Source organism: Pseudomonas pergaminensis (assembly GCF_024112395.2).
Classification (GTDB): Bacteria; Pseudomonadota; Gammaproteobacteria; order Pseudomonadales; family Pseudomonadaceae; genus Aquipseudomonas; species Aquipseudomonas pergaminensis.
Map to the genome: position 1 here is coordinate 4,486,455 of NZ_CP078013.2, position 20,797 is coordinate 4,507,251.

24 protein-coding genes and 4 tRNA genes are annotated in these 20,797 nt (G+C 59.6%); 15 read left to right on the forward strand and 13 right to left on the reverse strand.

Annotation, left to right across the window (positions count from 1 at the left end):
• Positions 1-4: 4 nt before the first annotated feature.
• From KUA23_RS20200 to KUA23_RS20215, 4 genes are read right to left on the reverse strand one after another with little or no spacing between them, the layout of a single operon-like run.
• Positions 5-1,027 carry a LacI family DNA-binding transcriptional regulator gene (locus tag KUA23_RS20200; RefSeq protein ID WP_078049395.1) on the reverse strand — a complete coding sequence of 341 codons (1,023 nt, stop codon included), beginning with the start codon at positions 1,025-1,027 and terminating at the stop codon, positions 5-7.
• Positions 1,028-1,030: 3 nt separating this feature from the next.
• Positions 1,031-2,008, reverse strand: coding sequence for an ABC transporter permease (locus KUA23_RS20205; protein WP_010209107.1), 978 nt, complete (start codon positions 2,006-2,008; stop codon positions 1,031-1,033).
• Positions 2,005-3,558, reverse strand: a complete 1,554-nt coding sequence (locus KUA23_RS20210; protein ID WP_058426259.1) for a sugar ABC transporter ATP-binding protein — start codon at positions 3,556-3,558, stop codon at positions 2,005-2,007. Before KUA23_RS20210 ends, KUA23_RS20205 begins: the two co-directional genes overlap by 4 nt.
• Before the next feature lie 57 nt (positions 3,559-3,615).
• On the reverse strand, positions 3,616-4,572 hold the full coding sequence (locus KUA23_RS20215) for a sugar ABC transporter substrate-binding protein (protein WP_099492564.1): 957 nt from the start codon (positions 4,570-4,572) through the stop codon (positions 3,616-3,618).
• Between the two features lie 561 nt (positions 4,573-5,133).
• Between KUA23_RS20215 and KUA23_RS20220 the strand changes: the two genes are divergently transcribed.
• From KUA23_RS20220 to KUA23_RS20230, 3 genes are all read left to right on the forward strand, one after another.
• A complete protein-coding gene (locus KUA23_RS20220; RefSeq protein WP_078049397.1) occupies positions 5,134-6,222 on the forward strand; it encodes an asparaginase in 1,089 nt (362 codons plus the stop codon).
• A gap of 242 nt (positions 6,223-6,464) precedes the next feature.
• On the forward strand, positions 6,465-6,716 hold the full coding sequence (locus KUA23_RS20225) for a DUF1654 domain-containing protein (protein ID WP_177409445.1): 252 nt from the start codon (positions 6,465-6,467) through the stop codon (positions 6,714-6,716).
• Between the two features lie 4 nt (positions 6,717-6,720).
• Positions 6,721-7,410, forward strand: coding sequence for an endonuclease (locus tag KUA23_RS20230; RefSeq protein ID WP_078049398.1), 690 nt, complete (start codon positions 6,721-6,723; stop codon positions 7,408-7,410).
• A 31-nt stretch (positions 7,411-7,441) separates the two neighbouring features.
• On the opposite strand, the gene KUA23_RS20235 is transcribed toward KUA23_RS20230, so the two are convergent.
• Entirely contained in the window at positions 7,442-7,807 is a 366-nt protein-coding gene (locus tag KUA23_RS20235) for an SPOR domain-containing protein (RefSeq protein ID WP_032864195.1), read from the reverse strand.
• A 262-nt stretch (positions 7,808-8,069) separates the two neighbouring features.
• Here KUA23_RS20235 and csrA point away from each other — a divergent pair, with 262 nt between their 5' ends.
• The 3 genes from csrA (at position 8,070) to KUA23_RS20250 (ending at position 9,098) form a co-directional block, all read left to right on the forward strand.
• Positions 8,070-8,264 carry a carbon storage regulator CsrA gene (gene csrA, locus KUA23_RS20240; RefSeq protein ID WP_003192511.1) on the forward strand — a complete coding sequence of 65 codons (195 nt, stop codon included), beginning with the start codon at positions 8,070-8,072 and terminating at the stop codon, positions 8,262-8,264.
• A 209-nt stretch (positions 8,265-8,473) separates the two neighbouring features.
• Positions 8,474-8,710 carry a hypothetical protein gene (locus KUA23_RS20245; protein ID WP_099492562.1) on the forward strand — a complete coding sequence of 79 codons (237 nt, stop codon included), beginning with the start codon at positions 8,474-8,476 and terminating at the stop codon, positions 8,708-8,710.
• Between the two features lie 94 nt (positions 8,711-8,804).
• A complete protein-coding gene (locus KUA23_RS20250; RefSeq protein ID WP_078049402.1) occupies positions 8,805-9,098 on the forward strand; it encodes a DUF1652 domain-containing protein in 294 nt (97 codons plus the stop codon).
• 19 nt (positions 9,099-9,117) lie between these two features.
• Here KUA23_RS20250 and KUA23_RS20255 read toward each other — a convergent pair whose 3' ends face one another.
• Positions 9,118-9,795: an HAD family hydrolase gene (locus tag KUA23_RS20255; RefSeq protein WP_078049404.1), complete on the reverse strand. Its 678-nt coding sequence runs from the start codon at positions 9,793-9,795 to the stop codon at positions 9,118-9,120.
• Between the two features lie 207 nt (positions 9,796-10,002).
• Here KUA23_RS20255 and KUA23_RS20260 point away from each other — a divergent pair, with 207 nt between their 5' ends.
• From KUA23_RS20260 to KUA23_RS20280, 5 genes are all read left to right on the forward strand, one after another.
• Complete coding sequence (locus tag KUA23_RS20260) at positions 10,003-10,773, forward strand: alpha/beta fold hydrolase (RefSeq protein WP_252992733.1); 771 nt, start codon at positions 10,003-10,005, stop codon at positions 10,771-10,773.
• 111 nt (positions 10,774-10,884) lie between these two features.
• On the forward strand, positions 10,885-11,130 hold the full coding sequence (locus KUA23_RS20265; RefSeq protein WP_025857849.1) for a DUF2790 domain-containing protein: 246 nt from the start codon (positions 10,885-10,887) through the stop codon (positions 11,128-11,130).
• 42 nt (positions 11,131-11,172) lie between these two features.
• Entirely contained in the window at positions 11,173-11,844 is a 672-nt protein-coding gene (locus tag KUA23_RS20270) for a heavy metal response regulator transcription factor (RefSeq protein WP_010209090.1), read from the forward strand.
• A complete protein-coding gene (locus KUA23_RS20275; protein ID WP_252992734.1) occupies positions 11,841-13,241 on the forward strand; it encodes a heavy metal sensor histidine kinase in 1,401 nt (466 codons plus the stop codon). Before KUA23_RS20270 ends, KUA23_RS20275 begins: the two co-directional genes overlap by 4 nt.
• Before the next feature lie 124 nt (positions 13,242-13,365).
• Entirely contained in the window at positions 13,366-13,590 is a 225-nt protein-coding gene (locus KUA23_RS20280; protein WP_099492561.1) for a hypothetical protein, read from the forward strand.
• Between the two features lie 15 nt (positions 13,591-13,605).
• On the opposite strand, the gene pcp is transcribed toward KUA23_RS20280, so the two are convergent.
• From pcp to KUA23_RS20295, 3 genes are read right to left on the reverse strand one after another with little or no spacing between them, the layout of a single operon-like run.
• Entirely contained in the window at positions 13,606-14,247 is a 642-nt protein-coding gene (pcp, locus tag KUA23_RS20285; RefSeq protein ID WP_099492560.1) for a pyroglutamyl-peptidase I, read from the reverse strand.
• Positions 14,248-14,254: 7 nt separating this feature from the next.
• Entirely contained in the window at positions 14,255-15,205 is a 951-nt protein-coding gene (locus KUA23_RS20290) for a DUF979 domain-containing protein (RefSeq protein WP_078049409.1), read from the reverse strand.
• A complete protein-coding gene (locus tag KUA23_RS20295) occupies positions 15,202-15,918 on the reverse strand; it encodes a DUF969 domain-containing protein (RefSeq protein WP_078049410.1) in 717 nt (238 codons plus the stop codon). The genes KUA23_RS20290 and KUA23_RS20295 overlap by 4 nt, the downstream gene beginning before the upstream one ends.
• 339 nt (positions 15,919-16,257) lie before the next feature.
• On the opposite strand from KUA23_RS20295, the gene KUA23_RS20300 reads away from it, so the two are divergent.
• Genes KUA23_RS20300 through KUA23_RS20310 form a run of 3 tightly spaced genes read left to right on the forward strand, consistent with a single transcriptional unit; the run spans position 16,258 to position 18,477 of the window.
• Complete coding sequence (locus KUA23_RS20300; RefSeq protein WP_100490191.1) at positions 16,258-16,803, forward strand: DUF4410 domain-containing protein; 546 nt, start codon at positions 16,258-16,260, stop codon at positions 16,801-16,803.
• Between the two features lie 9 nt (positions 16,804-16,812).
• Entirely contained in the window at positions 16,813-16,998 is a 186-nt protein-coding gene (locus KUA23_RS20305; RefSeq protein WP_100490190.1) for a hypothetical protein, read from the forward strand.
• Positions 16,999-17,055: 57 nt separating this feature from the next.
• On the forward strand, positions 17,056-18,477 hold the full coding sequence (locus KUA23_RS20310) for an MFS transporter (protein WP_256997318.1): 1,422 nt from the start codon (positions 17,056-17,058) through the stop codon (positions 18,475-18,477).
• 214 nt (positions 18,478-18,691) lie between these two features.
• Here KUA23_RS20310 and KUA23_RS20315 read toward each other — a convergent pair.
• Positions 18,692-18,768, reverse strand: a tRNA-Val gene (locus KUA23_RS20315).
• Between the two features lie 184 nt (positions 18,769-18,952).
• Between KUA23_RS20315 and KUA23_RS20320 the strand changes: the two genes are divergently transcribed.
• Positions 18,953-20,236: an NAD(P)/FAD-dependent oxidoreductase gene (locus KUA23_RS20320; protein WP_252992735.1), complete on the forward strand. Its 1,284-nt coding sequence runs from the start codon at positions 18,953-18,955 to the stop codon at positions 20,234-20,236.
• Positions 20,237-20,399: 163 nt separating this feature from the next.
• Here the strand turns inward: KUA23_RS20320 and KUA23_RS20325 are convergent.
• The 3 genes from KUA23_RS20325 to KUA23_RS20335 all read right to left on the reverse strand — a co-directional run bounded on the left by KUA23_RS20325 (position 20,400) and on the right by KUA23_RS20335 (position 20,789).
• Positions 20,400-20,476: transfer RNA gene (locus tag KUA23_RS20325), tRNA-Asp, on the reverse strand.
• Positions 20,477-20,581: 105 nt separating this feature from the next.
• A tRNA-Asp gene (locus KUA23_RS20330) sits at positions 20,582-20,658 on the reverse strand.
• A 55-nt stretch (positions 20,659-20,713) separates the two neighbouring features.
• A tRNA-Val gene (locus KUA23_RS20335) sits at positions 20,714-20,789 on the reverse strand.
• Positions 20,790-20,797 lie beyond the last annotated feature (8 nt).

The window sequence follows — 20,797 nt, forward strand, 5'->3', positions numbered from 1 at the left end:
CGGTTCAGCGGTATTGGGCGAACGTACCGGCGACAGGCGCCGTCGACTCACGCAATACGATGCTCGGCGTCACGATGCGTTGATCGATCGGCAGTTGGGGTGTCGCAATTCTTCGCAGTAAAAGTTCGGCCGCCGTCTCGCCCAACTGCACGATCGACTGCCCGACCGTGGTCAACGCCGGGTAGACGTAACGGCCCATTTGAATGTCATCGAAACCGATCACCGAGAGCTCGCCCGGCACACGGATATTGCGCTCTGCTGCGGCGCGCAACACACCGAAACCAATCATGTCGTTGCTGGCAAAAATGGCACTCGGCGGGTTGTGCGCCAGCAGCTGCACCGCGGCGGCATACCCGCCGGTGCTGGTGAAGTCGCTTTCCTGGATGCGATTGGCCGCCACTTCCACGCCCGCCTCGCGTAATGCGCGGTGATACCCCGCCAGACGCATTTGCGCGACACGGGTATGGGCAGGGCCGCCGATGCAAGCAATGTCGCGATGACCGAGTTCGAGCAAGTGCCGGGTCGCCAGGTAGGCGCCCTCCTCGTGATCGATACGCACCAGGTCCACATCAATACCATCCAGCGCCCGGTCGACGATCACCATGGGCGTGCGTACCGCGCTCAACCCAGCGGCAAGGCCGCTGTCGTCGCCGCCGACCGAGGTCACGATCAAGCCGTCGATGCGCTTTTCCAGCAATACGCGCAAATAGCTGCGCTGCTTTTCAGCGTTGTCGTCGGAGTTGCAGAGGATCACGCAGTAACCGTTACGCTCGCAGTAATCCTCGATGCCGCGGGCCAGTTCCGCAAAATACGGGTTGAGGCTGTTGGGCACCAGCAGACCGATGGTGGCCGTGGTCTTGGCCTTGAGCGAACGCGCGACGGCACTGGGCACGTAGTCGAGTTGCTTGATCGCCGCCTCAACCTTGATGCGCACCGGTTCACTGACCGGGCGCGTCTTGTTCACCACATGGGACACCGTCGTGTAGGAAATACCTGCAAGCGCTGCCACATCCTTGATCGTTGCCATGGTTCAGCCTCGCCGACTGGCGCGCTGGCTGCGGTAGGTATCGAGGACCACGGCGATCACGATCACGGCACCCGTGATGATGCGTTTCGTGGGTTCCGTGGCACCGATCTGCGCCAGGCCAGCCGCCAATACCGAAATAATCAACACACCAAAAAAGGTACTGATCACCGAGCCGCGCCCGCCCATCAGGCTGGTGCCGCCGATCACCACGGCTGCAATCACTTGCAGTTCCAGGCCGGAACCGGCGTTCGGGTCCGCCGCTTCCAGGCGCGAGATCTGGAACAGCGCGGCCACACCGGCCAGCAGGCCCATGAGGCTGAACACCAGGATCTTGTAGGGCTTGGGATTGATCCCGGCCAAGCGCACGGCCTCTTCGTTGGTGCCGATACCAATCAGGTAACGACCAAACACAGTGCGGGTCAATACCAGCTGCGCGGCGATGATCACCAGCAAGGCGATGATGAATGACGGCGAGATACCAAAGGCAATCGGGTTGGACAGCCAGGCAAACGAATCACCGATGTAAGCGGTACGCGAGCCGGTCATTTGGTACGCCACGCCACGGGCCATTTCCAGCACGCCCAGGGACACGATAAACGACGGAATGCGCCAAGCCACGGTGATCGAGCCGGTGATGGTACCGGCCAATGCCGCGCAGCCCATGCCCAGCACGGCCGCCGGCAATACGCTCCAGCCCCAGCCGAGAATCGCTACGCTGACCGCCGACGCCGCCAGTGCCAGCACCGAGCCCACCGACAGGTCGATTCCGCCGATGATCAGGATGAAGGTCATGCCCACCGCCAGCACCATCAAGTCCGGTATCTGGTTGGCGAGGGTGCTGAAGGTGTCATAGGACAAGAAGTGATCGCTGAGCACCGAGAACAGCGCAATCATCGCCAGCAAAGCACCCGCCAAGCCCAGGTAGGTGCCCAGGCCGTAGAAGTTGCCGCCAGTCTTGCCGGGGGAAGTTGTGGTTTTCATGGGGTATCCCTAAGCACTGCGTCGTTGAGCAGCGCATCACGTTTCTGATAGCCGGCGAAGGCGGCGGCGAGCAATTCGTCTTGGGTCCAGCTGTCGCGCTCGAACGTCTCGATCAAGCGCCCGGCGGACAACACACCGATGCGGTCGCAGATCAGCATGAGTTCACGCAGATCACTGGACACCACCACCAGCGCTTTGCCCTGGCGGGTCAACTCGCCCAGCAAGGCATAAATATCGAACTTGGCACCCACGTCGATGCCGCGGGTTGGCTCATCGAACAGCATCACCGAGCAGTCGCGCTCCAGCCAGCGGCCAATCACCACCTTCTGCTGGTTGCCGCCGGACAATTCGGAAACCAACTGCGCCGGACTGGAACTGCGGATGCGCATGGCGTCGATCTGACGCTTGGCCAGGGCGGTTTCGTCGCGGCTGTTGACCACGCCACCGCCGGAGATCTCCGGCATATTACCCAGGGCAATGTTGGCGCTGATGGACTGGGTCAGCAACAGGCCTTCACCCTTGCGGTCTTCGGTGATCAGGGCAATGCCATGGCCTACCGCGTCCACGGGCGAGCGGATGCTCACGACCTGGGCTGGCGAACCAAGCGCCACAGTGCCGCTGTCGGCCAGGTCGGCACCAAAGATCAGCCGCAACAACTCAGTACGCCCCGCACCGATCAGGCCGGAGATACCGTAGATCTCGCCCGCGCGCACCTCGAAGGACACATCGCGGACCTTGTCCGAGCGAGTCAGGCCTTTTACCGTCAGGGCTGGACCACCAATGGAACGCGGGCCCAGGTCGATGTGTTCGCCCAGCTCGCGACCGACCATCAAGGTGACCAGTTGCTCGCTGTTGTAGTTGGCCATCGGCTCGACACAGACCAGCTTGCCGTCACGCAGTACCGCAATACGTTGGGCAACACGGGCCAGCTCTTCCAGCCGGTGCGAAATATAAATGATCGCCACGCCCCGGGCCTGCAGGCGGGTGATTTGTTCAAACAGCATCTCGACTTCACGCGCCGTGAGCATGGCCGTGGGTTCGTCGAGGATCAGTACGTGACAATCGCCGATCAGGTTGCGGGCGATTTCGACCATCTGCTGGTGACCAATACCCAGGCTGCCAACCAGCGTATCGGGGTCGATGGCGTCCAGACCGACCTGGGCCATGGCCTCGATCGCGGCCTTGCGCAGTTGCTTTCGGCTAATCCAGCCACAGTGGCTGGGCAGGTTGTCCAGGAACAGGTTCTCGGCGACGGTCAGGGTCGGCAGCAGGTTGAGCTCCTGCATGACCATGCGCACGCCCAGCTCTTCGGCCTGGGTGCGGCTGCCAGGGCGGAAATCCTGGCCATTGAACTGCATGTGCCCGGTGGTCGGTGTGACCAGCCCGCCGATGATCTTCGACAAGGTACTTTTGCCTGCACCGTTCTCACCGGTCAGCGCCAGCACTTCCCCGCGATTGAGCGTCAGGGTGATGTCGGACAGAACCGGCTGGGCATAGGTCTTGCCGATACCGCTGACCGAGAGGACAGCGTTCGGGGCGGAAGATGACATAGGAAAATCTCCAGGCGCCCGCTCAGGACGAGCGGGCGCTGTTGGGTGCTGCCAGGATTACTTCTTGAGGACGAGTTCGACCGGGGTTTCGATCACGCCATCTTTGGCATCGACTTTCTCACCCTTGACCAGCTTGAGCGCATTCTGGATACCGAACACGGCTTGCTGGGCAGCCGCCTGGTCGGCGGTCGCCAGTACACGGCCGTCCTGCAGCATCGGCTTGATGGCTTCGATGTTGTCGTAGCCTACGACCAGCACCTTGCCAGCCTTGCCGGCCGCACGCACGGCGGAGACCGCGCCCAGGGCCATGTTGTCGTTACCGGCCAACAGCGCCTTGAGGTCCGGGTACTCGCTCAGCATGGCGGATGCCACTTTCTGGCCCTGGTCGATTTCCCAGTTGCCGGACTGAGTGGAAACGATCTTCATGCCGGCAGCGTCCATCGCATCCTTGTAACCTGCGGTACGTTGCTGGGCGTTGGTGGTCGTCGGCACACCTTCGATGATGCCAACCTTGTCACCCGAGGCCAGTTGCTTGGCCAGGTAGTCGCCCACCAGCTTGGAGCCTTTGCGGTTGTCCGGGCCTACGAACGGAATATCGAGGTTCTTGCTCTTGAGCACGTCCGGATCCAGGCGGTTGTCGATGTTGACGACCTTGATGCCGGCGTCCGAGGCTTTCTTCAGCACGGTGACCAGCGCCTTGGAGTCGGCAGGTGCGATGACGATGGCGTTGACCTTGGCGAGGATCATCTGGTTGACGATGTCGATCTGTGCGCTGGTATCGGTTTCGTTCTTGATCCCGTTAGTGATCATGTCGAAATCGGCGGCGTGTTCTTTCTGGTACTTCTTGGCACCGTCTTGCATGGTGACAAAGAATTCGTTGGCGAGGGATTTCATGACCAGGCCGACCTTGGGTTTGGCGGCATCATCAGCAAATGCAGAGGAGAGAGGCAGGGCAGCGGATGCGGCGGCAAGCACAGCGACAGCAAGAAGACGTCCAGCAAATGGCAGCTTCATGGGTTCACTCCGATCTTATGATTATTGTGAGCAACGCTTGCACCGAAGAGCGCTTCGGCAGCCTTCCCACCCGGGTGGCTGATACGAGCTGTCACGATACTCCAGGCGTGTTCCGTGAAACATCTCGCAAACGTTTGCGTTAGTCAAACTATGAGAACCTTGTCGAGATTTGTCAACGGTTGAAAACAGCCTTTCATCCACGCTATCCAACCCTCCCCCTCGTCTGGCAAAGTGGCGTATTAAACATTCCCCCCTGCCGGTCGTTCTCTAAAACGACAGGCAACGCCGTGTCACTCGGCCAATCTCCAAGCCCCTGGCGCCACTTTTTTCGGACATCCGAACACAATACAGCCAAATGTTCGGAAAGCCGGACACCTGCACGACCGACCACCCACAAAAAACAATATAACTTGTTATAAATCAGTAATTTATTTTCTAACCGCGAATACGATCAGCCTGGTATAGATCCTGCTCTACTCCATCACCTCGTGGCATTCAGAACCGCCCGGGTGTTCTAGATGAACCTGCTACAGCACTCATCAAAAACCAGAGAGAAAAATAATGAAATCTGCACTGAAGACTTTTGTTCCGGGCGCGTTAGCCCTCCTGCTGCTGTTCCCCCTTGCTGCCCAGGCAAAGGAAGCTGAAACCAAGACTAAACTGTCCAACGTCGTGATCCTTGCCACGGGCGGCACCATTGCCGGCGCTGGCGCCAGCGCGGCCAACAGTGCCACCTACCAGGCCGCCAAAGTCGGCATCGAGCAATTGATCGCCGGTGTTCCTGAGCTTAGCCAGATCGCCAATGTGCGTGGCGAGCAAGTGATGCAAATTGCGTCCGAAAGCATCAACAATGAAAACCTGCTGCAACTGGGTCGCCGCGTCGCCGAACTGGCCGACAGCAAGGATGTGGACGGCATCGTGATCACCCACGGCACCGACACCCTGGAAGAAACTGCCTACTTCCTGAACCTGGTGGAGAAGACCGATAAGCCGATCGTGGTGGTCGGTTCCATGCGCCCAGGCACCGCCATGTCGGCTGACGGCATGCTCAACCTGTACAACGCTGTGGCAGTGGCCGGCAGCAAGGATGCACGCGGCAAGGGCGTGCTGGTCACCATGAACGACGAGATCCAGTCGGGTCGCGACGTCAGCAAGATGATCAATATCAAGACCGAAGCGTTCAAGAGCCCATGGGGCCCACTGGGCATGGTGGTTGAAGGCAAATCCTACTGGTTCCGCCTGCCTGCCAAGCGTCACACCATGGATTCGGAATTCGATATCAAGAACATCAAGAGCCTGCCGGATGTCGAGATCGCCTATGGCTACGGCAACGTAAGCGACACCGCCTACAAGGCCCTGGCTCAAGCCGGCGCCAAAGCCATCATCCACGCTGGTACCGGCAACGGCTCCGTGTCCTCCAAAGTCGTACCTGCCCTGGTGGAACTGCGTAAGCAAGGCGTACAGATCATTCGCTCTTCCCACGTGAATGCCGGCGGTATGGTCCTGCGCAACGCCGAACAGCCTGACGACAAATACGATTGGGTCGCTGCACTTGACCTGAACCCGCAGAAAGCACGCATCCTGGCCATGGTCGCCATGACCAAGACCCAGGACAGCAAAGAGCTGCAACGGATTTTCTGGGAATATTGATCCCTAGTTTTTCCCCGTAGGTGCGAGCTTGCTCGCGAAGGTCGTTAACGATGATGCGGCGCGTCTGGTTTAACCCATCGCCCTCAAGCCTCTCGCGAGCACGCTTGCACCTACAACTCCCCTCCCCCGCCCCTACAAAATTGCCTGAATTGCTGTCAGACGAACTTCCTGAAGTTTAAGCAGTTGCGAAATTGCCTACAGTTAAATACTGTATGTGCGTACAGCTTATTAAGGAATACTCCGTGGCAAAGTCCTCTTCCGCAGTGCCAACCCCGCCCGATGCCTATGAACGCCTGGCCATCCGCGTGCAAAAGATCATCAACTCGACCCATGCCCAGAAAGCCAAGGCAGCCTTGATCTTCCGTTTGCCGGATGAACCAGAGGATGAGTGGGCGCGTTTGCTGGAAGAAATCGCGGAGAACGATAACGTCACCCTCGCCTATCGGGACGACGGCGGTGTGCAGATTTTCTGGGTTGTACCGAAGGAAGATTGATTTAATGAGCGTCCGTTTTATCGCTGTGTGCTGCCTGTTTTTTGCCGTTACCGCCCACGCCCAGGCACCCCGAACGTTCAGCGAAGCCAAGAAAGTTGCCTGGAAGCTCTACGCCCCGCAATCCACCGAGTTCTATTGCGGCTGCAAATACACCGGCAACCGCGTGGACTTGAAAGCCTGCGGCTACATCCCGCGCAAAAACGCCAACCGCGCTGCGCGCATTGAATGGGAGCACATTGTACCGGCCTGGCAGATCGGGCATCAGCGCCAGTGCTGGCAAGATGGCGGGCGCAAGAACTGCACGCGCCACGATGATGTGTTCAAGCGTGCCGAAGCCGACCTGCACAACCTGGTGCCGAGCATCGGCGAGGTCAACGGGGACCGTAACAACTTCAGTTTTGGCTGGCTGCCGGTGCAACGCGGGCAGTACGGCTCATGCCTGACCCAGGTGGACTTCAAAGCCAAGAAGGTGATGCCACGCCCATCCATCCGGGGAATGATCGCCCGCACGTATTTCTACATGAGCAAGCAGTACGGCTTGCGCCTGTCAAAACAGGATCGCCAGTTGTACGAAGCCTGGAACAAGACCTACCCGGTGCAGGCCTGGGAACGCCAGCGCAACCAGACCGTGGCGTGTGTGATGGGGCGCGGCAATGAATTTGTCGGCCCGGTGAACCTTAAAGCCTGCGGTTGAATGTGTGCGGGGCTCGCGCCCCGCCAGGCTATTACTGGGCGGCCTTGTGCTCAATGATCTCTGACACCGTGTCAGTTTTCTTCGCCCGGGCCATCTTCTCGTTAAGCAGCGTCTGCTTGGCCTCGGCCTCCGCCTTGGATGCGAACGGTCCCAGCAGGACTTCATCCTTGCCGTCCATCTTCACGATATAAAAATTGAAACCATGTTCCAGCAACCAGGCCGTGAGGTCGGTGATTGCCTGCAGCTTGTGGTCGGGCGGGCCTACCCGGATATCCCATTCCTGGGCGGCAATTGCGCCGGTTTGAGGCTGGCTTTCAGTCACGGCAGGCTTGGCCTTGGGCGCATCGACGCTTTTGCCTTCACCGCAACCGGCCAATGCCAACACCGCAATTGCCATCGCTACTTTACGCACTGCCCTGCTCCTTCAAAGATAAAGAGGCGACTTTATCATTCACTGTCTATTCTGGCCGTCATAAACGTTGGCTTAAACAATGCGAATCATGTATCGCAGACCTGTATGATGCCGCCATGGGAATTAATGTCGCCTCTATGCGTCCTAAAAGAGGCAGTCACAGGGAAGCGCTTAGCAGTAAGCTACACACATCCGACACCTGCCCTGTCTGAAACATGTGTCCTTAAAAGTAATCAAGGAGAAGTCCATGCTTATACTCACCCGCAAAGTTGGTGAAAGCATAAACATCGGTGATGACATCACGATCACCATCCTGGGCGTCAGCGGCCAGCAAGTACGAATCGGCATCAACGCACCCAAGGATGTTGCCGTGCATCGCGAGGAAATCTACCAGCGTATCCAGGCTGGCTTGACTGCTCCGGACAAAAACCAGACACCTTGAAGCCCCCTCAGTAGCCAGCCCTTTCGTTCACGGTAACGGCTGGCGAAAACTCCTTCAGACTGTTCTTGTCGTTGTTGCGTGACGGACGCTCCCCCAGTACATCTTCATGGAAAGATGAAACTGTCTTCACGCCTGGAACTTGTTGTTTCATACACGGCCGAATCTCTTGACTGACACTCAGCTATCCGTGTGCATTCAGGAGCACGTTGATGAGGCCTAAGACCACACCGCCACTTGCCTACAGGTCATGGATGATCGCCTTATTGATAGGCCTGGTCTTCATGGGGCTGGCTTATGGCTTGAGGTATGCAATAGAGGGCGCTGAGGCTACCGACCATTCCTGGCTGGACCTGGCGCTGCTGCTTTGCGGGTACCTGTTCCTATTCTGTCTCCAACCTATCCAGAAAGCTGTGCTGCGTCGATTGAGCCAGCGAGCGGCACGCTGATGCCACGCGTTTCGCTATCAGATAACCGGTATTTACAGCGCCACAGCAGGACCTATGCTTGGACATGCATGACCAGTCAAAGGCGCCGATACAGATGGATACCCTGAGTAAATCCCAAATCGAATCTGCTCTGGCAGCCCGCCTGCCAAGCTACAAAGTGACCTGCACCCTGCACGCCGACGGGACCCTTTCAGCCGTACTCAGCGGCCCGGAAACCGACCACTTCGCAATTACGGGAATCGTGCGCGCGCATTATCGCGGGCCGGAAGCCATTGCTCGGCTGGCCAATGAGATCCTCAGGGAAATGGTGATGTCACGCCAGGGCATGCGCAATGATCGAATGCAGCCCACCACCCCAGCCAACGCCGAACAAGGCCGAGACCGATAAGGAACTCGGCCTTCTTGTATCAGCCCGCTCGGTTCTGCACGCACAACAAGCCTTGCGCGTCGCGCTGTACGTTCAGGTGTGCGTACCCGGCAATCGTAGGATGCTCGGTCTCCATCGGCGTGTGATGCGTCGACGTCACCACCATTACGTCCGCCCCGGCGGCCTCCCCCGCACGAATACCCACCGCCGCATCTTCAAACACCAGGCACTCCTGCACCGGCACGCCCAGGCGTTGCGCGCCCAGCACGTAACACGCGGGGTTCGGCTTGCCGATGGCAACGTCTTCTGCCGTCACCAGCACCGCCGGCGGCGCAATGCCCGCCGCTTGCAGTCGACGCAACGCCAGTTCCCTGGGTGCCGACGTGACCAGCGCCCATTGGTCGCCCGGCAGGCTGTTCAGAAAATCGACGGCACCGGGAATCGCGACAACACCCTCGACATCATTGAGCTCAGCCTCGGTAATCCATTGCGCCTCCACCTCGGGATCGACGCCGGGCAATGCCTGGCGCGTGATGGTATCGATCGCGCGGGCACCGTGAATGGTCTTCAAGAACGCCGCCACATTCAGGCCGTGGCGTTCGGCCCAAATGCTCCATACCCGCTCGGCGGCGGCGATGGAGTTGAGCAACGTCCCATCCATATCAAACAGAAAGGCACGGTAATGGCGCTTGAATACGGCTGAACCTCGGATGGACACTGCGTGGCTTCCTCGTGGGCTGTAATAAATAATCGGCCCGATGCAATCTACGGATCACCTCGCTGCTTGTAAACGCTACCGACAGCGATTGCATTACAGGTTTGTAATCAAGCTGTAAGTCTTGCCGGCACCCTCACTTCATACAGTGGAGTCGTCAGTCACCCACATCGGATGACGCTACTTCCTACTGATGAAAAGGGTCCACCCATGAAACCTGCAAGTAAACTCTGCCTGATCGCCGCCAGCCTGTTGATGCTGGGTACCGGCACCGCCATGGCGAGCACCGTCACGCCGGTCAAAGCCAATAACGTGGTGCTGGTGCACGGTTCCTGGGCTGACGGTTCAAGCTGGTCCGAGGTGATCACCCGTCTCCAGGCCGCTGGCCTGCACGTCACGGCCGTGCAGAACCCCCTGACCTCGGTGGCCGACGATGTCGCCGCCACCAACCGTGTGCTTGACCAACAAGATGGCCCCACGGTGCTGGTCGGCCATTCCTATGCCGGCACCGTGGTCAGCGACGCCGGGGTCAACCCCAAGGTCAGCGCCCTGGTGTACGTCGCCGCGCGTGCGCCGGACGCCAACGAAGACTTCGTCGCGCTCTCGGCCAAGTACCCGACCATGCCGGTGCGCGCCGGTGTCGAAGACCACGGCGGCTACCTCACCCTGAGCCAGGACGCCTTCCTCAAGTACTTTGCCGCCGATGTACCACGCGCCAAGGCCCTCGAGCTCTACGCCTTGCAGCAACCCATCACCAAGACCCTGTTCAGCGGCCGCACCGTCAATGCCGCGTGGCACACCAAGCCGTCCTGGTACGCGGTGTCGGCAAATGACCAGACCATCAACCCGGACCTGGAGCGCTTCCTCGCCAAGCGCATGAACGCCACCACCATCGAGCTGCCTTCGAGCCACTTGTCGCTGGTGTCCCACGCCAAGGAAATCACCGACCTGATCCTCGAAGCCTCTGGCCGTCAGCCCTGAGTCCTGCATTACACATTTGTCATCATCCTGTTGGTTGGCTGTTCGGGGAGCCTGGTTACTGTGAACTCACTGCCACGACCTGACAGCCAACCCTTTAAGAGAGATACCACCATGAAACTGTTTATCCTCGGCTTTGCCGCTTTGCTCGCGACCGGTTCCGTGTTTGCTGCTGAACCTGTGATCCACGACAAGACCGGCTTTTTCGTACACCTGGATGTGGCCAAAGTGCTGTCGAGCACCGACACCTACGGTCAATGCGGCATCGTCCCGGCACGACTCGACTACCTGGACAGCCAGGGCCGCGAACACGTGCTGGACTACCAGGTCCAGGGCATTGGTTGCGCCAGTGACAATTGATCGGGCTACACTTGCGCCACGCATTGAAACAGGGCACTTCCCATGAACATTCTCGTAGTCGAAGACGAACCCAAGGCAGGCAATTACCTGCTCAATGGCCTGCAGGAATTGGGCTACTCCGTCAGCCTCGCCCGCGACGGCGTGGACGGCTTGCACCAAGCCCTGGAAACGCCGTTCGACGTGATCGTGCTGGACGTGATGATGCCCAAAATGGACGGCTGGGAAGTGCTGCGCCGCCTGCGCAAGGAAGCCGATACGCCGGTGCTTTTCCTGACGGCCCGCGACGACATTGCCGACCGCATCAAGGGCCTGGAACTGGGGGCCGATGATTACCTGATCAAGCCGTTTTCCTTCGCCGAACTGGTGGCACGCTTGCGTACCCTGACCCGTCGCGGCCCGAGCCGGGACGAGGAACAACTGCAAATCGCCGACCTGCAAATCGATGTACTGAAGCGCCGTGTCACCCGCGCCGGCACCCGCATCACCCTGACCAACAAAGAGTTCGCCCTGTTGCATCTGTTCGCGACTCATCAGGACCAGGTGCTCTCCCGCTCGCTGATCGCGTCGCGAGTGTGGGACATGAACTTCGACAGCGACACTAACGTGGTAGACGTAGCCGTGCGGCGACTGCGCTTGAAAATCGACGATCCTTTCCAGCTCAAACTGATCCACAGCGTGCGCGGCATCGGCTACCGCTTCGATACCCAGCCATGAGCAAGCCTCGCCATTACTCCCTGACCCTGCGCCTGGCGTTGATCTTCGCCCTGCTCGCCTTCGCCTTGCTAGCGACCCTCGGTGTGGCACTGTATCGCGAGCTGGAGCGGGAATTGATCATGCGTGACGACGCGGCGTTGATCTACCGCATCGATCAGTTGCGCAACTTGCTCAATGACAGCAACACCCTGGACCTGATCAAGACCAAGCCGGAACTGTTCCAGAACATGCTGGGCAACCGCGAATCGGTGCTGAGCATCGCCGCGCCAGGGCAGAAGCCATTGCTGACGGTCAACCCCGGCAATATCGAGCTGCCTGCCGTGCCGCCAGTCCCCAAACACCATGAACTGACGTTCGCCGACGTGCACCATTTTCCCGGCATCAATGGCGTACCTCTCGCCACCGTGGCCGCGTCCATCGACTCCGGTGACCTGGGCAGCCTGCAAGTGACTACGGGGCGCCTGATGACCGAGCGCACCGCCGTGCTCGCCAGCTATCGCTTGAGCGTTTATATCCTGGCGAGCATTGCCGCCATCATCCTGGCCGTGGTGGGTTACTTGTTCGTCCATCGTGGGCTGTTACCGCTTCGCCGCCTGGCACGGCATGCCCAGGGCATTGGTGTCGGCAACCTTGCCGAACGCCTCGACAGCCACGGCGCGCCGAAAGAGCTGCTGCCGATGATTGATTCGTTCAACACCATGCTTGAGCGGCTGGCCAAGGGCTTTGTGCAACTGGGCCAGGTGTCCACCGACATGGCCCACGAGCTGCGTACGCCCATCAATAACCTGCTGGGGGAAACCCAGGTCGCCCTGCAACAGAACCGCAGCATCGAGAGCTATCAGCAACTGCTGGCATCCAACGTTGAAGAACTTGAGCGCCTGGCGCGGATGCTCGACAACATGCTGTTCCTGGCCCGAACCGACCCGGCCAGCGCCCTGCGCCAGCGCCAGGAACTCAGCGCAGCGGACGAGGTGGAACGCATCGCCGAGTACTTCGAGGGTTTGGCGGGTGATGTGGACATCAGCATTCAGGCCGAAGGTGACGGCGTGATCTGGGCGGAACCGATGCTGCTGCGCAGGGCGCTGGCGAACCTGTGCGCCAACGCCGTCAAATATGGTGCGCCGGGGACAACACTGGAGATCCGGGCGATTCCAAGTGCCGAAGGCATTCACCTGAGAGTCAGCAATCGAGGCGAAACCATCGCCGCCGAGCACCTGCCGCGACTGTTCGAACGGTTTTACCGGGTGGATGAGTCACGGGAACGTTCGGCGCAGTCCAATGGGTTGGGCTTGTCGATCGTGGCGACCATCATGCAACTGCATAACGGCCGTTACAGCGTCAGCAGTGATGCGGGGGTGACGTGTTTTGAGCTGTACTTTCCGAAACGCGAAAACTGAACGGCGAACGCCCAGTGTTATTTTGCAAAGGTTTGTCGCTTACGGTTGGACTGAAGCCACACTATTCTCATTTCCAAGGGGCTCAAGGCAGAGCCGGCAACCGTCGACAAATGGAGATTCGGAAATGGAAATACGTTTAGGTTTACTGGAAAAGGGGCTGGCTGAAATGAATGAGAAGCTGATCACCGTTTCGAGCAAGGCAGACGCCATGGATAAGCACTTCGCGTCCAAGGCAGACCTCGCAACCACTGAACTGAACCTTATCAAGTGGTACGTGGCCACTGCCTTCGCAATGACAGGCCTGGCCTGCGCCATCACCTTCGGGCTCACTCGACTGTTTGCAGTTTGAGAAGCGTCGGGCCGGTCAGCTGACTTGCCCGCCCGCTTCTTTCGTGTCCACCGGTGTATGCCACGCTGTCAGTACAGCCGTCTGCAATCCCGCGACCATCGTATCCAGCGCCATCGAGGGCCGCTGTGCTCCCGCCACCTGTTCCGGCAAAAGCGGTACGTGGATAAACCCACTGCGTATCCCAGACCCTGCAAGCGCATGCTGCAACAGATAAAAAATCTGATTACACACGAACGTCCCTGCCGTCTGCGATACCGAGGCCGCGATTCCCGCTTCGCGCACGGCCTTGACCATCGCCTTGATCGGCAGCGTCGTGAAATACGCCGCCGGGCCGCCAGCCACCACTGCCGTATCGATTGGCTGCTCGCCGAGGTTATCGGGGATGCGTGCATCGTTGATATTGATCGCCACCCGTTCGACTGAGATATCGCTACGCCCTGGCCCCAGGCCAGTGGCGATCACCATCGCTGGGCGCAGCTCGTCGATCAACTGACTCAGGCGCTCGCCAGCGGTGGCAAATGCACAAGGCAGGCGGCGCGCAACAATCTGCGCATCGACGCCCAGTGGCACGCCGTCCAGTTGGCGCACCGCTTCCCAGGACGGGTTCACCGGGTCTTGATCAAAGGGTTCAAATCCCGTCAGCAGTATGATTTGCATCCTGGCCTCACATCAGCAGGTAAAGCAGCACAATATTGACCACCAGCATCATCAACGCAGTTGGCAACTGAGCCTTGATCACTGCGTTCTTGTCCGGCAGCTCGAGCAACGCCGCCGGCACGATATTGAAGTTGGCGGCCATCGGGGTCATCAGGGTACCGCAGTAGCCGGAGAACATGCCGATCGCCGCCATCACCGCCGGATTACCGCCGTAGATACCGACCAGCACCGGCACGCCGACGCCGCCGGTCATCACCGGGAACGCCGCGAAGCCATTCCCCATGATCACCGTAAACAACGCCATGCCCAGCACGTAGACCATCACTGCCACCAACTTGTAATCCAGGTTGATATAAGTGGTGGTGACATGCGCGACAGCCGTGCCGACCCCAGCTTCGTTAAACAGCAAACCCAGCATTGCCAGCATCTGCGGAAGCACCATGGCCCAGCCAAGCGCTTCAGTCAGGCGACGGGACTCGCGCAAGGCCTGTACCGGCGTATCACGGGTCAGCCAGCAAGCCAGGCCCAGAGCGATCAGGCAGCCGATGCCCAGGGACACAAAGGTGGTGTTTTTCGGGTCCAGCAGCGGGACGCCGCCGATCTCGGTGTGTTTGAGCAAAACCGAGCCGATCACGGTGGTTAGGGGAATGGCCAGCGCCGGGATAAACAGCTTATGACCCAGGCGGCCGGCACTGGCACGGGATGCCTTGTCATGCAGTTCGGCATGTTTGCCACGGCCAACACCGCCCATGCCGGCGATCAACGCCATCACCACGACACCAGCGCCGATGGCCACTGAGGGCAGACGCTCGCCGATCAGGAATGGAATGGCGAACAACAGCCAGAACAGTGCCGTGGACCAGCGCTTGGGATGGGTCCGGTCCATCACGATCATGCCTGCCGTGATCAGCAGCAGAACCCCGGCCAGCCAGTAAAGGTATTGAATGGAAATAATCATTGCGCGGCCTCCACGGGGGTGGCGGCAGTCGTCATCTCACGGGTGAGCCTTCGGTCGAACCGATGCAGGCGGATGGCGTGGATGATGAACGCGCAGATCGCTGTCGGAATCCCCCACACCGCAATGTGCAGTGGCTCCACATCAATGCCCGAACCGAGCAGGAAGGTGTGCATCAGCGCGATCGCGCCAAAGGCGACAAAAATGTCTTCACCAAAAAACAGCCCGACGTTGTCCGTCGCGGCGCACATGGCCAACACCTTGTGACGCAACTTGTCTGGCAGCTTGCCGTAGCGTTTCTCCGCCGCGCCTTCGGCCATCGGTGCCAGCAGTGGACGCACCATCTGCGGGTGCCCACCCAGGCTGGTCAAGCCCATGGCGGCCGTGGATTCGCGCACAAACAGATAGATGATCAACAAACGCCCCACCGTGGCGCGCTCGAACCGCGCAATCCAGTTCTGCGCATGCAGGCGCAGCCCGTGACGCTCCAGCAGGCCGATGACCGCCAGGGGCAATAATAGAATCAATTGCAGGGCGCGGGTTTGAAGGAAGCCATCGCCCATGGTGGCGAGGATTTTTTCCAGCGGGAAATGAGCGGCAAACCCGGTGGCTATAGCGGCGGCGGTCACCACCAGCAAAGGGTTGAAGCGCAAGACAAAGCCAACCACGATCACAAGTACGCCGATCAACGGCCATAAGTTCACAACAGTTTGCATGGCGGTGAGGTCCTTAAGTGCGCGCTGCGGCGCCATTACAGCAGGATGTGAACAACGGGTTCACAGCAAGAAGTGGCGTGCAGTCGGCTCGGTTTTTTATTGTTGACCCGTAAGGTCGAGCGTCAGTGGCGGCAACTTTGCTGCCTGGGAGCGGGAGGTGTCCAACAAGAAAAATTGTTGCTGCGAACCAATAAATTTTGTCGGTGATGCCACACCGCGCATGTAACGAGATGTGGACAGACCGGCAGGGATTCGCGCATCTTAGCGCCGCCTGTTTATCAGGCACGCGCCTCAAATCATTACACCCCTCCCGATTACTGTTGCGGATATGGAAATTCAATGAAAACCCAAAAGGTCCTGATCGCCCTCTCCTGCGCCGTTGCGTTGTCCATGCTGGGCGGTTGCGCCGCCAAGGTAAAAAGTGGCGGCAGCGCCGCACTGGCGATCCCGGAATCCGCGAAACACAACCTCGTGGTCAGCATCAAGGGCGAAGGACAGGTCGAGCAAAACCCGGACTGGAACCTGCTCAAGCGTGACTGGAACAACGCGCTGCAGGTCGAAGCTCGCCAGGCCGGCTTCAATGTCACCGAAAGCCCCGCAGTGGCGCCGAGTGGTGAAGACGGCGTCGGCATTAACATTAATGTGAGCAAGTTCCGCTACATCGAGCCGGGTTCACGCTATGTCGCCGGTGCATTGGTCGGCAACGCCTGGGTGTTCTCCCGCGCCGACTATTCCGACCTGAAATCCGGCGCCCCGATTGGCTCGCGCACCTACGACACGTCATCCTCCGCCTGGGAAGGCATTGCCTCGGCCATGACTCAGAAGCAGGTGCAGGCGATTGCCAAGCAGATGATCAGCGATATCAAGAGTGCAAAGGCCAAGTAAACCGCCGCTGTGAGCGAACTCCTCGAATGTATCTGGAAGCTCATCGACGTCGTGTTCAAGCTGCTTGAGTTCGCGGGCGACTACACACCACCGCGGCGAAAACGCGTGTTCTCATTGGGGTTCGTGATGTTTTTGCTGCTGGTGGCGGTCGTTGAACTGGCGCTGCTGCAGTTTTTTCTTGGCGGTAGCGGCTAAGGCTGCCGCCCGGTATCGTCAGCCCAAGCGACCTTCATTGAACAAGGGCCTGCACCGGTGACTTCTTCCACAACACCCGACACCGACCTCAGCGTAAAAACCCGCTTGATTGCCCTGGTGGTCGCCGTGACCTTCTTCATGGAAAACCTCGATGCGACGGTGATCGCCACCGCCCTGCCGACCATGGCATCGGCCTTCGGGGTGACGCCGGTCGACATGAACATCGGCATCACCGCCTACATTCTCGCCGTGGCGATCTTCATCCCACTGTCCAGCTGGGTCGCTGACCGATTTGGAGCGCGCCGGGTATTTGCCGGCGCGATCATCGCCTTTACCCTCGCCTCATTACTGTGTGGCCTGAGCCAGAGCCTTGAGATGTTCGTGTTCGCCCGCGTCCTGCAGGGCATCGGCGGCGCCCTGATGGTGCCGGTGGGGCGCCTGGCAGTGCTGCGCAATACCGACAAAAAAGACTTGGTGAAAATGATCGCGATCATCACCTGGCCAGGGCTGGTGGCGCCGATCCTGGGGCCATTGGCCGGTGGGTTGATCGTGACCCATGCTTCGTGGCCATGGATCTTCTACGTGAACCTGCCGCTGGGCGCCTTGGCACTGGCCGCCGCACTGTGGCTGGTACCGGAAGGCCGCGAGGCCAGCGTGCGCAAGTTCGATGCGAAGGGCTTTGTGTTGCTCGCGGGCGCCTGCGTGGCATTGCTGGGTGGGCTGGAATGGCTGGGTAGCCAGTCCGGCGAAATGCTCATCCCCGGCGCCGGATTGGTGGCGGCGGGCCTACTGCTGTCGGTCTGGGCCGTGCACCATTGCCGGCATTACTCCGACTCGTTGCTGCCGCTGGAAACGCTGTCCATCAACACCTTCCGCGTCAGCATCTATGGCGGCTCACTGTTCCGCCTGGCCATCAGCGCACTCCCCTTCCTGTTGCCGCTGCTGTTCCAGGTTGCCTTCGGCTTGTCCCCGGTGGATGCCGGCTTGTTGGTGCTGGCGGTCTTCGCCGGCAACCTGGCGATGAAGCCATTCACCACAGCCATCATGCAGCGCTTCGGGTTTCGCAAGGTGCTCATGGTCAATGGCATGATCGGCGTGGTGTCAATCGCGGCCTGCGCCTTGTTTACGGCGCAGACACCGTTTGCAGTGATTGCAGCGGTGTTGTTCGTGGGCGGGCTGTCACGCTCGATGCAGTTCACTTGCTACAACTCGATTGGCTTTGCCGACGTGCCCAAAGCACGCATGAGCGAGGCGTCGGCATTGTTCAGCATGTCGTTCCAGCTGGCCATGGGCATGGGTGTGACGGTGGCCGCGTTGTTGTTGCGCGCATCCATGACGGTGCAAGGGCATGAGGTTCAGGCCCAGGTTGTGGATTTCCGGGTGGCGTTTGTGGGGGTGGCGTTGCTGGGGGCGTTGGCGTTGGTGGATGTGTATCGGTTGCCGGCGCAGGCGGGGGAAAGTGTATTGACGCGAAGCTGAGTGAGCCATTCCGGTTGGAGCGTCGTTCGACGATTTCTTATCGTGCTCGACATTGACGAACACCCTGCCGGAGAGCCCGCCCAAGATTGAAGGTGGGCGCCGAACTGGCGTTCTGAGGTGGGGGTTTTGCAAAAGTTTTGCAAATCGCAGACAACAAAAAAGGGCCCACCTTTCGGTGAGCCCTTCTAGACCGCCCAGCAGAGCGGATTTTGTTTGGTAGGCGCGATTGGACTCGAACCAACGACCCCCACCATGTCAAGGTGGTGCTCTAACCAACTGAGCTACGTGCCTGCTGTGAGGCGGCATTCTACGGAATTCCGGAGGGGTGTCAACATCTTTTTTGCAGCTAACCCTATGAATATGCGAATTTTTTATTTGCGTGGGGCACACCCGTGGATTTCGGGTGGCTGGCAGGCAATTTTCAACTCAGGTAGGATCGGCGCACTCGTAAAAAATATAAAACAGAGGTTCCAGGATGGCGAACACCCCCTACCCCCAGTCGTATTACGCCGCTTCCGCGAATGCCGTTCCTCCCCGTCCCGTACTGCAAGGCGAGGTCGAAACCGATGTGTGCGTGATCGGCGCTGGCTACACCGGCCTCTCCAGCGCGCTGTTCCTGCTGGAGAACGGTTTTCGCGTGACGGTGCTGGAAGCCGCCAAGGTGGGGTTTGGCGCCTCGGGCCGCAACGGCGGGCAGATCGTCAACAGCTACAGCCGTGATATCGATGTGATCGAGCACAGTGTCGGGCCCAAGCAGGCGCAATTGCTGGGAGAGATGGCGTTTGAAGGCGGCAGGATCATTCGCGAGCGGGTGGCCAAGTATCAGATCCAGTGCGACTTGAAGGATGGCGGCGTGTTCGCCGCGCTCAACAGCAAGCACATGGGCCACCTGGAATCGCAGAAGCGCCTGTGGGAGCGCTACGGCCATACTCAGCTGGAGCTGCTGGACGAGCGCCGCATTCGTGACGTGGTGGCCTGTGACAACTATGTGGGTGGCCTGCTGGACATGAGCGGCGGGCACATCCATCCGCTTAACCTCGCACTCGGCGAAGCGGCTGCCGTGGAATCCCTGGGCGGTACGATCTACGAACAATCGGCTGCGGTGCATATCGAGCGCGGTGCCAACCCGGTGGTGCACACCGCCGAGGGCAAGGTCAGGGCCAAGTTCATCATCGTCGCGGGCAATGCCTACTTGGGCAACCTCGTGCCAGAGCTGGCGGCCAAGTCGATGCCGTGCGGCACACAAGTGATCACCACGGCCCCCCTGGGCGACGAACTGGCGAAGACGCTACTGCCGCAGGATTACTGCGTAGAAGACTGCAATTACCTGCTCGACTACTACCGCCTCACCAGCGATAAGCGCCTGATCTTCGGCGGCGGCGTGGTATACGGCGCGCGCGACCCGGCGAATATCGAGGCGATCATTCGTCCGAAGATGCTCAAGGCATTCCCGCAGCTCAAGGATGTGAAGATCGACTACGCCTGGACCGGCAATTTCCTACTCACCCTGTCGCGCTTGCCGCAGGTGGGGCGCCTGGGCGACAACATCTATTACTCGCAGGGCTGCAGCGGCCACGGCGTGACGTACACGCATTTGGCCGGCAAGGTACTGGCGGAAGCCCTCAGAGGCCAGGCAGAGCGCTTTGATGCATTTGCCGACCTGCCGCACTACCCGTTCCCAGGCGGGCAATTGTTGCGTACACCGTTCGCGGCAATGGGCGCCTGGTATTACGGCCTACGCGACAAACTGGGGTTCTGAACCGAAACCTGTAGGAGGCCGCACGCGGGCTCCTACGGGTCGTACTTATCAAATCGCAGACACAAAAAACCCCGGTCTTTCGACCAGGGTCTTTGCTATCGGATCAAAGTAGCCAGAGGCTTTCTTTGCGCTTCAAGGCGTTCAGTGGGCCTTGAGGCAGATATGGCGCAGCGGACGGGACTCGAACCCGCGACCCCCGGCGTGACAGGCCGGTATTCTAACCGACTGAACTACCGCTGCGTATCGCTTGACCGGCTGAGCGTAAGGCCTCAACCGTCCTTAAACATCTGATCGATCAGCCTTGGCTGTTCAATCTCAAGCCCGACAAATCAGACTTGGAAAATATGGCGCAGCGGACGGGACTCGAACCCGCGACCCCCGGCGTGACAGGCCGGTATTCTAACCGACTGAACTACCGCTGCGCGTCGGTGCAACCTTTAGCGTTGCGTCTTGCCCTGGGGCAAAACTCTCAAGAAGTGGTGGGTGATGACGGGATCGAACCGCCGACCCTCTGCTTGTAAGGCAGATGCTCTCCCAGCTGAGCTAATCACCCTTTGCTTC